This is a genomic window from Methanomicrobia archaeon (genome assembly GCA_011049045.1).
Lineage (GTDB): Archaea > Halobacteriota > Syntropharchaeia > Alkanophagales > Methanospirareceae > JACGMN01.
This window is the reverse complement of sequence record DSCO01000027.1, coordinates 35,302-46,583: the sequence shown is the minus strand read 5'-3', so window position 1 is coordinate 46,583 and position 11,282 is coordinate 35,302. Positions and strand designations below refer to the sequence as shown.

The window sequence follows — 11,282 nt, the reverse complement described above, 5'->3', positions numbered from 1 at the left end:
TGTGCTCCTGAATGACCGCACCACCGGGCAGCGCGTGGTTCAGCACTTCCATATAGTGGCTGATCGTGTCCGGAGTGACCTCCTTGCCCAGGCGTGCCTCCAGCAGCCCGTGCGCGTCATCCAATCCTAACACAATTCCACGCTTCATGTCGTCCCAGCACTGTTGCATTGCGGCGTTGTTGATCCAGTGCAGGTCATCCATGTTCACCATGATGTCCGTGTGGTTCAGCATGTAGGGCATAAGGTATCGCTGTCCCTGGGGCATACCGACATCCGGATTGTACCCGGGCGTTCGCGAAACACGCTGCATCGCCAGTTTCTTGCCTTCCTCGACGAACTCGGTCTTTCGCTTATCCTGTGTGTAGCCGCCATAGACGTAGAACTTCGTCGATGTGCTCTCTGGCTTCTCCGCGAACTTGTCCGACATTGCCTTCAGGAAGTTATGCTGAATATCTCCATATGGCATTTTACTCTACACCTCCTCTTGGTACGAACATTTTGAGGTTCTTAACCCCAATGCCCTTCTTTCCGCCTTTCACGTCTTCGATGTTCTTCCAGGACTGGAACCCGTACACGGTTCGCTTCCAGTGTACCTCTGACTGCACGTCCATCGACTCTGGGTCATCAACATCATGCCAGAGCCCGCCCTGGGCGTTCCGGTACATCGTGGTTCGCTTGCGGAGCTCATCCTCCGGAAGTGGCTTGCCCAGCACGACTTCCTTGTCCATTGCACCGCCGATCATGTCCTTCACGTAGATGACGTCGCCGGTCTTCTCATCGATCGCCCAGCGGCGCAGTGCATCGAACATCATGCCCCGCTCGTCCAGTCGAACCGCGTGTCCGTGAACAGTCCTGCCTCTCAGGCCGGTTCTCGCTGTATCGTACAGCTCGGAATCGATCAGCTCCTTCGCGATCTTCTCAACGTCTCGCTCACGAGCCTCGATAATCACACGGCCGGACAGGACACCGGGATCGACACCACGGTATCTGCACAACGCGGCAACTGCGCGCTGATACGGCGTGATCGGTGCGAACATCATCGAGTCGGTGAATTGCACGTATCTGATTCGATCGCCAGCCTTTGCGCCTTCGGTCGGCTCGACCATATCACGAACCGCGCAATCCGGCTCTTCCATCTCCTCCAACGGCGGGTGAATGCTCTTGTACTCCTCACCAGGTGCACGGTGCGCGAGTAATCGTACGACGTCTTCCTCAGGAATGTCCCTCAACTTCTGATAGGTGTAGCTGGGGTCCATGTACTTCCTGCGGTTTTCCGCAACATGGCTTGCTCCAGGCCAAAATTGTGCCATTTTTTGTTCCTCCTTACATTATCTTCTTTGCGCCGTCTGCCACTGCTTTCATCGGCTCTGCGAATTCCGGTACCGCTCCCAGCACCTCGCCGTACAGCGCGGATGTTCTCGCGGGGATGAAGTACATCGTGTCCGCGTCCACGCACATCGCAGCACAGAAGCAGGGTATGAACTGGCCCTTCGCGTGCCGTGTCACGATGTGGTTGCCGTAGAATACACCCGGACCGCCACCGCCGTAGATCGAGTGCGAGAAGAACGAGCTCGATACCGATGCGGCCTGTGCCATTCCGCCGTCAACGCCCGGCATGCCGGTCTCCTTCTCCAGGAGCACGTTGTAGTACATGATGTTACCCGGCACGGGCTGGCCTGCACGAATCGCAGCGCAGTTCACACAAACTGCCGCAAGCAAGCCTGCGGACGCATACGCATTCCACATCTGCGGGTCGTTGGACTGGTACACCACGTACCCGGATCCCATCTTCTTCTTCTCTACGAGCACGCCATCTGCTTTCGCCTTGTCTACGACGCTCATTACCACGCTACCGATGGTTCCGTCCTTGCCGTTGTCCTTGATCAGGTCGTGCAGCATGTTGTTCGCATTCAGTCCCTCGTACGCAAGATCAAGGAGATGCCCACGCTCGAAGGGGCCCATTGCATTACCCATCTCCCACTGCGCAGCCTCCTCCAGGATCATGGTCAACGCGGCACCCTGCAGTGCTCGCTTTCTGACCGTAGCCGCGAGGTGGTTCACGGGGATGTTTCGCAGTGCGAATCCCGGACCTTCGTTCTTGATCGGCACATCGACCAGCATCTTGACCGCGCCTTCTGATGCGTCAGGATCCTGGGGGTACATACCCCACACGGCTCCATGCACGTACGGCGCATCCCACATGCTGACGTCACAGACGTCAATGATCGCATGCGTCAACGCGCCCAGGGCAGACGTAAGACCAGCGGAGTAGTCACACAGGATCCGTGCTGTTGGCGTGCGGGTCAACATACGCTTGCCGCCTGCCATCAGCTCGACCGACGTGTCATCGCCTTCCTCAACGCGGAGCATATCCTCGACTTCCTTAGCGATCTCGCTCGCTTTGTCAACGATGGGGAAGTTCCGCTCAACACCGCGGATGACCATGCCCTTGCCTGCGATCTGCCCGGTTGCCAGGTTCTTTTCCAGCTTCGCCAGGTCAACCGCGCCGGTTCGCATCGCCAGGTTAACGATCGTCTTGATCCCCGGGTTCTTGAGGGGACTGATCGCCCAAAGTGGCACATTGCCTGCTAGTTTGTTTCCTTTGTCGTCGAAAAGGTCTATCTTATCCTCTACCTTAGCCATAACTTCTTTATCCTCCCACTTTTACTACCCACATAGGGTAAGTCTAAGGTAGCACGAAGGCACTATAAAAGCTTTTCGCTTTCGCGAGGCAAATCAAAAATGAGATGTTGCGCACGGGAAGAGTGTAGCACATATTCGGTGGTTTGTGTTACCCGATGCCACCCCCACTTACCGTTTTCGCGCTTCTGCCAGCATCAAGGTGCCGACCGTATTAAGCGTGAGCGAGATTGCCACGAAGCCCGCCGCTGTTAGTGCCGACTGGAGCTGTTTGGGCGAGAGATAGAGCTTTGCATGCCCGTGACTGCTCGTCTGGGGCACGCCACCAACCCAATCGATGATGAAGATCAAACCACCATGCCGCAAAACGCGGTAGGCTTCATGCAACGCCTGCTGCGGATGCGGGATTTCGTGTACCGCTTTGAGTGAGACGATGCCATCGAAATCAGCATCGGGAAAGAGAAGCATCTCAGCCGACTGCACGAGAAAAGCGAGCTCGGGGGCCTTTTGCCGCGCCTTTGCCACGCTCTTCTCCTCCGGATCGATACCAATCACCGCACAGCCGGTTTCCTTATGCAGATAATGACTGAGCTTGCCGGTACCGCAGCCGAGGTCGAGGATCTTCAGCGGCACGCCTGGCGCGATCCGTGCAGCTTCCGCTCGCAGCCTTCGCGTCAGTTCGGTAACCAGCTCGATCTCATTCTCCAACAGGTCCGACACATAAGCCATGTTACCTCAATGGCGTATACGCTCAGCATGTGTATAAACGTTCATGGTCTCGCCACGCACGAACCCGGTAATACACAACCCGGTCTTCTCTGCGAGTGTTATAGCAAGACTGGTCGTGGCGCCGCGAGAGGCGATGAGCGAGATGTTCGCTCGTGCGCACTTCAAGACCAGCTCGGACGATATCCGTCCACTGCAGGCAACGAAGGCGTGCTCAAACGGCACGTCCGTGAGCAAGCCGTGGCCAATGACCTTGTCGAATGCGTTGTGACGACCGATATCCTCTGCTATACAGATGGGTTGTGCTTCATGCGCCTCGGCTACGAACAGCCCGACAAGATGCACACCGCCCGTGATCTGGTGCACTCGTGAGGTCAGGGTCGCTTTGACCGCGGCACGTACCGAGTCATGATCAACGTTCAGGCGGGAGGTGATCGGTGGCAATTTTGACTCGTCCAGGAACGATGTGCCACCGCCGCAGCCGCTCACAATGAATTTCTTACCCGAGACACCGGGCAGGAAATGCGCCACGAGCGCGCTCGCATGATGGCCCTCGATCTGGACGGATTCAAGCTCTGCGAGCCCTTTAATAATCCCTTCGGTGAAGAGATGCCCGATCACGAACTCACGCTGCAGCTCAGGGCTGAGCATCGCGGTCACCAAATGCGAGCCGTTCACGGAGATGGCGAGCGGAACTTCCTCTGCTACCTCGTGCTTCGTCTCTACGAACTCGCCTTCACGGAACTTCAAGCAGTTGACCTCTTTCAGCATCGTCATCACTACCACACCGCCCTCGGTATAGCTTCCACAGCCCCCAGCAGCGCATCAATCTCAGCCTCCGTAGTGTAGAGATACAGTGACGCGCGTACCGTTCCGTTCCTGCGGCCCAGATAGTTCATCAACGGCATGCAGCAGTGGTGACCTGAACGCACCATGATAGTCGCAGCTTCGTCGAGCATCCGGGCGAGCTCGTGGGGGTGGACGCCGTCGACCGTAAAGGAGACAACCCCGATCCGATCACGGAGATCAGAAGGTCCGTACAGCCGTACCTGCTCGATGCTTTCCAGGCCCACAAGGAGCCGCTGGGTCAATCGCGCTTCGTACCTGCAGAGCTGTTCCATACCCACGGTGGTGAGGTAATCCACAGGCCTGCCAAGCCCGATCCCACCGGCGATATGCGGGGTACCAGCCTCAAATCGCTCGTAGCCGCTCGCCAGCGTATACGCATCGTGAGAAACCGTTTCGATCATGCCACCGCCGAAGAGGGGGAGGTGCGGTGCTGATTGCGCGCCATCGACGAGCACCAGTGGCCCGGTCTCCGTTCGCTTCTCTGCACACAGAGCGGCAAGCTCTTTTACCGGCACGATGGTTCCCAGGACGTTTGAGACCTGCGAGACCGCGACCAGTTTCGTCTTTCCGGTAATGGCCTGCTCGAACTCCGCGAGCTCGAAGCGCCCGTCCGTCGTGGGTTTCACGATCCTCACGCGAACGCCCTTATCCTTCAATCGCAGCCAGGGTAGGTAATTCGAATGGTGCTCCAGCAGTGTTGTTACCACTTCGTCACCGCGCTGCCAGTGCAACCCGCAGGCGACCATATGAATGGCCTCCGTGGCGTTCTTCGTGAAGATGACGGTCGCGCCAAGAAAGTGGGCGACTTTACGATGAGCGTCCTGATAGCGCGGGGTGGCAATCTGCGCCAGGCGGTATACACCTCGTCCCACATTCGCAGTATACGCGCGATAATACCGCGAGACCGCTTCTACTACCGGCTCGGGCGTAAGGCTTGTGGCTGCGCTGTCGAGGTAGATGCCCTCGGAAGTTATGGGGAAATCCGCTCGTATTCGCTCGTTCATAGCGATTGCCTTCCGTGAGAATGATTTTATATTCTAGAAGAAGGAAAAAGGAAGTAAAAGGCGCTATCGTTTGCGCCGTTACGGTGGCTGAGTGAAGAAGAATGATTGTCAACGAGGAGTTCGCAATCGATGAGCTAGTACGGGACCTGAAACGGCCTGAAATGGGTGCGATCGTTATGTTCCTGGGCATGGTGCGTGGCGACAAAGGTGTGAGGGGAATGCGCGTCGAGGGCGATGAACGCGCTGCCGCGGATAAACTGGAGCTTATGAAGCAGGATGCTCTCAAACGATTTGAGATCGATGCGGTGGAAATCGCGCACCGGCGTGCAGGATCATACCGGGTAGGCGAGAACCTCCTGCTCATTCTGGTGGGTGCTCAGCATCGCAAAGCGGCCTTTCGAGCCTGTGAATACCTGATCGATGCGATAAAAGCGGACGAGCCGTTCGTAAAGACAGAGTTCTAACGTGCGCAGGCATCTGAGGCTGGACACCGGCACAGGAGCTCCGAGTAAAGATCAGATTAGTGACGATTCTGACCATGACCAGCCGCGAGAGTAGCGGCGAGTGTATCTCTCTGTCTGGCCCTTAGGGTACCCAAGCACTATCGAATCGGGTTAACCGGAAAGGGGTGATGTATGAAATGGCGTATGAGAAGGAAGTGATCACGACGCGCGAAGCACCTCAGGCGGTCGGGCCGTACAGCCAGGGTATCAAAGTAGGCAACCTGCTCTTTTGCTCCGGTCAGATACCGCTTGATCCCGGAACGGGCGAGCTTGTGCGCGGCACCATCGAGGCGCAGACCCGGCGCGTGCTCGATAACCTCGGGGCAGTGCTTCGGGCAGCGGGTATGGAGTACCGCGATGTGGTGAGCGTCACGGTCTTCATGGCCGATATAGAGCACTTTACGGAGATCAATCAGGTTTACGCAGAGTTTTTCCGGGAGCGACCGCCGGCGCGCTGCGCGGTTGAGGTCTCGCGGCTGCCGAAGGACGTGGGCGTGGAGATCGCGTTGATCGCCGCTAAGCTGGTGTAAGTAACGGGTGGGATTAACCGCGTTAGCTACTACGTGGGTACTCCGAGGTGGAGAGCATCCAATCCGGAACGATTGCTGCTTCACCGCTCAACCGGGCGTTGGTACCCGAACCGATCGTTGTTGTGAGCGCGCCAATCGAGATCACGCTGGAAGACGCCGTGTACATCTTCACGCTGCACCACCAATCTCGCCTCACCGGAGTTCGAGACCAGCACTTTGGCGGGTCGTGGGAAGGAGTTCGTGGTCGCCGCGAAGAAATCGGCATAGGCACCGGTATCATGGATAATCAGATAATCACCCCGTTTCGGTCTGCCCTGCAGCGGATATTTGATCTGAGAGAGCAGATCGCCGGTGAAGCAGAGATTACCGGCAATAAAGGTCTCAAACCGCTCGCTCGCTTCTGAGATAGAGCCGGCGAGCTCCACCTGATGCAGGTGCTCGGGTACAATGAGGTTCTGCGAATGGAGATTGACGCCCGCGTTGACGTAGACGATGTTGTGCCCTGCCGGCGTGGTGCCCACGTGGCCGACCTGAACCACGGTCACCTGAGCGTTGCCAACGATACTCCGCCCGGGCTCGATGACCACGCGAGGCGAGCCGAGCTCTTCCAGATGCTCCTTGAAGGTCTTTCCGCCAGTGAGGCGATCAGAGAAGAGCTGGTGAATGAAGCGATCGGGTGTGAACGGGCAGTACAGCTCTTCAGAGACCCAATTGCCCGCACAATTATACCCGAGCTGCTCGTTCGCCCAGGTAATGGCCGTTTCGGGATCGGCGATAGCGCACTTCAGGGCAGCCCAGTGGTCTTTCGTGAGGTACGAGATCCCGCAGCCGCCGCCGAGATTGAGCTCGTTGACGGCAAAACCGAGCGCGTTCGCTTCACGGGCGAGCACTACGAGCGTTTCGCAGACCCGCTGGTAAGCACTGATGTCCGTAATCTGGGACCCCAGATGCACCATCAGGCCGTTGGGCACGAGCTGCTTGAGGGTTGCCACCTGCTGAAATACCGCCCGTGCGCGGTGAAGAGGAATGCCAAACTTGCTCCAGGCACTGGAGGTCGTTATCGCGGGCGCCGTAATAGAAGCGAGTGGAAAACCTGCAAGCCGCACATTGACCTTCGCCTCGGTACCCAGTTCACGCGCGAGCGCATCGATAACCGGTAACTCTGACTCGGGATCAGCGTTGATCACGATCCCGTGCTGTATGCAGGCGGTAAGGTACTGGTCGCTCTTGCAGTTACCATTCGCGCGGATCTTTGCCGGTGGAATGCCCGCGTCGAGCGCGATCTGCAATTCGTACTCTGAGGCAACATCGGCACCTGCACCGCGCTCGCCCAGCAGTTTAATAATTGCGAAGGTCGTATTTGCCTTGACCGCGTAGCAAATGAGGTAATCGTCATAGACTGCTGCGAGCGCTGCCCGATAGCGCTCGTAATTCGCCTCGATGATCGATTCTGAGAGTACATAAAGGGGTGTGCCATACTCACGCGCCAGTGCGACCATATCAACGTCACGAAAGGTTCGGTGAGCAGAATTCGACACGGGCATGTTCTCTACCTCTTTGTTCGTGCTTATGGTATGTATGATACTATACTATACCGGTAGCCTGGGAGATCCTCACCCGCCACTCACCCAGGAGAGAATGATGAGCTCGTCGCCGCCCCGAACTTCGGTCTGGAGCCCCTGCAACTGCCCGATCTCAAGCCCATTGAGGTACAGCGAGAAGGATCGCTTGAGGGTTAGCGGGCCATCGGTACCGCGACCGGTCAGCACTGCTTCGTTAAATTGTTCACCATACGCACCTGCCAGCCGGTTTATCACCGTTTCGACGCTCAGCGAGCCGTTGCAGGTCAGTTCTGTGGACTTCGCCTTCGTGATCGCGTGAAGCGCGCTGGTGAATTTCACGGTAACCACGCCACTCTGTGGACTTGTTTCCTTGAACGGCCGTGCCCGCGACGACGCATGCTCTGAGATGCCGACCAGGCTGCGTCTGAGCTCTGCATCCCATGCGATCTTCTGCCAATCCTCCAGCAACTGCTCCCGCGACTTATCGGCGCTCAACCATGCCAGCCGATCTTCCTTCTGATCCTCCATGCTCCGTCGTTTCACCGTGAGGTCTGGATAGACGGTGATCCAGGTTTTTTGCGGCGGCGGTGTGGGGTATTCGCGATAACAACTGCGACTGACGATCGCGTTCGGGAGATAACGTGAGGCAACGTCATACGCACGCTCCATCTCCTCGAGCGTGGGGCGGCGTGAGACGCGGTCGAACGCAAAGGTCGGGGCAAAGGGATTGATGCGGTACGGGATATGCTTATTCACCGTGGCGAGGAACCGTGCGATCTGCTCGATCTCATCGAGATCCACAATTCCGGGGATGAGAACCGTCTGCACAATCAGCGTAATACCGCTCGCGTTCAACCGCTGGATCGCCTGGAGCACGGGTTTGCTCGATTTGCCGGTGTACCACTGGTGCAGCTCCTCGGAGAACGCCTTTACATCCACGTGTGCCTCGGTCAAGCCCGCTTCGGTCAATTCAGGCACGTACCGCTCATCCTCACCCAGGGCGTACCCGTTGGTCATCAGCACGATCCTGGCGAACCCGCGCGTCTTCAAGCCGCGGACGAGCTGCACCAGATACGCCTTATCGAGCGTGGGCTCGCCGCCGGTGATCATCGCCTCGCGGGGCAGCGTGCCGTAATAATCGAGACATGCGCGCTCCATGCGCGCGAGTGCCTCCTCAGCGGTAAGCTGCGTCCCACCTTCGTCACGTGCTGGCCTGAAGCAGCCCCGACAGCGGAAATTGCAGCCACGGAGCATGAACCAGACACGGGGCGCGATTTCAGAGAGCGTGAAATACTGCAAGCCGCGTGTGTGCATACGTATTTGTGAATATGCCCGTGGGGTAATAAAAGGCTGCGAAAAACCAGGCTGCTAGCTCTTTTTTTATATTATTAGCACCATACGAATAGTAGAGTGGTGGACTGGCTGATGATACGCATGTTTTCCGTCGTGATGATCGGGCTCGTACTGCTCGCGGCGTTCGCCAGTGGTGGCGCGCAAACCGGCGCGTTAGAAGAGCAGAGCCTGCGAATCCTCGCGCTGAGCACGGACAAGGACATCTATTCCGCACGTGAAGAGGTGGAGATCCTCCTGACGATATACGCACCGGCGAACCTGAGCACCGTTGAAGTCAAGGTAACGGGTGTGAAGAGCTCAAAAGGCGTGAACTTTGTCTCTTATTCGAACAAAACTGCGCTCCCGGCAGGTGAGACCCGCATCACCTTTACGAAGACGCTGCCCTCGTGCTCGAGTTGCGCGGGTATAAGCCAGGGAACCTATTTCATTGACGCCGCAGTCAGCTCCGGGGATACGGTGGTCACGGCCACGCACAGCATTGCGATCACGTCCACGGCGAATACCGTGATCCCCGTGAACGTCGCTGTAGAGGAGGTGAAGCGCTGGACGGATAACGCTGATGCTGAGATCGTGGTGGTTGATCTGCGGTCTGCTGAGGAGTATGACGCGGGACATATCATAGGCGCACGCTCCATGCCGCTCGCGAATCTGAGCAATCAGACGGCTGCTACAGTGAATACAAGCAAGAAGATCGTGATCTACAGCGCGGACGGCAGCAACAGCTCGGCCGCAAGCGAGCTGCTCATGGAGCTGGGATTCGAGCGGGTATACCCGGTGATCGGCGGTCTGCAGGCCTGGAACGAGAGCGGCTATGCGGTTGTGACGACCGCAGAAGAGACGCCGACTGCGGCGCCCGGATTTGAGCTCGCACTGGTCATAGCGGCTTTGATGGCTGGTGCGTATCTGACCTGGCGTCGGCGTTGACCGTTAGGTAGGTAGGTGCTGCATCGAATAACGGACCGCATACGCGCTATATAATCCCGAAGAGCATCGCGACCCCGATGGCGAGCATCAAGAGCCCGCCGATGAGTTTCATGTACCGCCGCTTGCCCTTTCGCCACGTGTCAACGTCCTCCGCGGACGTCTCCCGATAGACAATGAGCAGAATGATGACGAGTGGGAGCACGTAGCAGAGGTTGTAGATGATGAGGTACAGGACCGTCTTTGCGGGGACTGCGGCCATCAGATCGAGCATGGCGAGGTAGATGGGGCCGGTGCAGGGCAGTCCCGCGATCGTTGAGAGAACGCCTAAAAGTACCGCCGCGGGCATTGAGCCGTAGCGCGCAAGGTTGCCCAGGGTGGGCTTGATGAACGTGGGTATGGCCAGAGTAGACTGTTTGCGCCAGAAATCGAGCACGTTGATGAGCCCGGCAAGAATGACGATCGCGATTATGACCGCACGTATGACTGGCGTGATGCCCGCGACGAGGTAGAACTCCATGATCCCAAACCCGACAATCACGTGCGTAATGAAGACCGAGGCAATGAAGATGAGGCCGATGATCAGTACGCCGCGCTTTGACTTTACCTGGAGCAGTGAGGCGAGCAGAACGAGCAAGACGGCGAACCCGCAGGGGTTGATGCCCTCGACCAGCGCTGTTCCGACAAGCAGAACGAGCAAAGAACGTTCATCCATCTCCTGATCGCCCGTTCCCTCGGCCACCGCACGAGGGTCCGGGCATTCGTGCTCGATGCAGTACGCGATCTCAGCCGCAAGCCGCTCCTTCGTTAACTCGTACCCGATCAGGGCCGTCTCACCGACGAATGCCGCAGGTATGTCCACTGCGGATGGGGTGTAGGCCAGAATGAACCGGTTAAAGAGGGCGCTGTTGCTCGTATTACGTGAGAGTTCAAGCTGGTGTAGTTCAAGCTCAGGGTAGACCGCTTCAAGCTCTTCGATCTGCGGTGTTATCACCGTGCAGTGCGCACAATCCGCGCCGTAGAAATAGAAGACCGGAACAGAGCCCTGTGCCGCTGCGCCCGAGAACATCCCCAGCAGGGTAAGGAGAACGAGCACCTGAACGAGTACGCGAGGTAATCGTGCTACTTTTATGCCCGTGGTTCGCTGCAGCGTATATGCCGGTCTCATGGTGGGATCGTTCGGGCCCTGCCCTT

General features: G+C 57.7%; 12 protein-coding genes. 3 read left to right on the top strand and 9 right to left on the bottom strand.

Going from position 1 to position 11,282, the window contains the following annotated elements; all coding sequences use genetic code 11:
- The 6 genes from ENN68_03115 to ENN68_03090 all read right to left on the bottom strand — a co-directional run.
- Positions 1–466, bottom strand: a 466-nt coding sequence (locus ENN68_03115) for a methyl-coenzyme M reductase subunit alpha (protein ID HDS45079.1), incomplete at its 3' end; no start/stop codon positions are given.
- A 1-nt stretch (position 467) separates the two neighbouring features.
- A complete protein-coding gene (gene mcrG / locus ENN68_03110) occupies positions 468–1,310 on the bottom strand; it encodes a coenzyme-B sulfoethylthiotransferase subunit gamma (GenBank protein HDS45078.1) in 843 nt (280 codons plus the stop codon).
- A 13-nt stretch (positions 1,311–1,323) separates the two neighbouring features.
- The gene (mcrB, locus tag ENN68_03105) at positions 1,324–2,643 is read right to left on the bottom strand and encodes a coenzyme-B sulfoethylthiotransferase subunit beta (GenBank protein ID HDS45077.1); all 1,320 of its coding nucleotides are present in this window, start codon (positions 2,641–2,643) and stop codon (positions 1,324–1,326) included.
- A 168-nt stretch (positions 2,644–2,811) separates the two neighbouring features.
- Positions 2,812–3,369 carry a class I SAM-dependent methyltransferase gene (locus ENN68_03100; protein ID HDS45076.1) on the bottom strand — a complete coding sequence of 186 codons (558 nt, stop codon included), beginning with the start codon at positions 3,367–3,369 and terminating at the stop codon, positions 2,812–2,814.
- 6 nt (positions 3,370–3,375) lie between these two features.
- Positions 3,376–4,137 (bottom strand): formate dehydrogenase accessory sulfurtransferase FdhD, encoded by a 762-nt coding sequence (gene fdhD, locus ENN68_03095; protein HDS45075.1) that lies wholly within the window; start codon positions 4,135–4,137, stop codon positions 3,376–3,378.
- An 8-nt stretch (positions 4,138–4,145) separates the two neighbouring features.
- A complete protein-coding gene (locus tag ENN68_03090) occupies positions 4,146–5,219 on the bottom strand; it encodes a cysteine desulfurase (protein HDS45074.1) in 1,074 nt (357 codons plus the stop codon).
- Between the two features lie 101 nt (positions 5,220–5,320).
- Between ENN68_03090 and ENN68_03085 the strand changes: the two genes are divergently transcribed.
- Both ENN68_03085 and ENN68_03080 read left to right on the top strand, forming a co-directional pair.
- Entirely contained in the window at positions 5,321–5,683 is a 363-nt protein-coding gene (locus ENN68_03085; GenBank protein ID HDS45073.1) for a molybdenum cofactor biosynthesis protein MoaE, read from the top strand.
- Positions 5,684–5,859: 176 nt separating this feature from the next.
- On the top strand, positions 5,860–6,252 hold the full coding sequence (locus ENN68_03080) for a RidA family protein (protein HDS45072.1): 393 nt from the start codon (positions 5,860–5,862) through the stop codon (positions 6,250–6,252).
- A gap of 80 nt (positions 6,253–6,332) precedes the next feature.
- Here ENN68_03080 and ENN68_03075 read toward each other — a convergent pair whose 3' ends face one another.
- Positions 6,333–7,796 (bottom strand): hypothetical protein, encoded by a 1,464-nt coding sequence (locus tag ENN68_03075; GenBank protein HDS45071.1) that lies wholly within the window; start codon positions 7,794–7,796, stop codon positions 6,333–6,335.
- A 69-nt stretch (positions 7,797–7,865) separates the two neighbouring features.
- Positions 7,866–9,128, bottom strand: coding sequence for a radical SAM protein (locus ENN68_03070; protein HDS45070.1), 1,263 nt, complete (start codon positions 9,126–9,128; stop codon positions 7,866–7,868).
- 111 nt (positions 9,129–9,239) lie between these two features.
- Between ENN68_03070 and ENN68_03065 the strand changes: the two genes are divergently transcribed.
- The gene (locus ENN68_03065) at positions 9,240–10,091 is read left to right on the top strand and encodes a rhodanese-like domain-containing protein (GenBank protein HDS45069.1); all 852 of its coding nucleotides are present in this window, start codon (positions 9,240–9,242) and stop codon (positions 10,089–10,091) included.
- Between the two features lie 46 nt (positions 10,092–10,137).
- Here ENN68_03065 and ENN68_03060 read toward each other — a convergent pair whose 3' ends face one another.
- Positions 10,138–11,256, bottom strand: coding sequence for a hypothetical protein (locus ENN68_03060; protein HDS45068.1), 1,119 nt, complete (start codon positions 11,254–11,256; stop codon positions 10,138–10,140).
- Positions 11,257–11,282 lie beyond the last annotated feature (26 nt).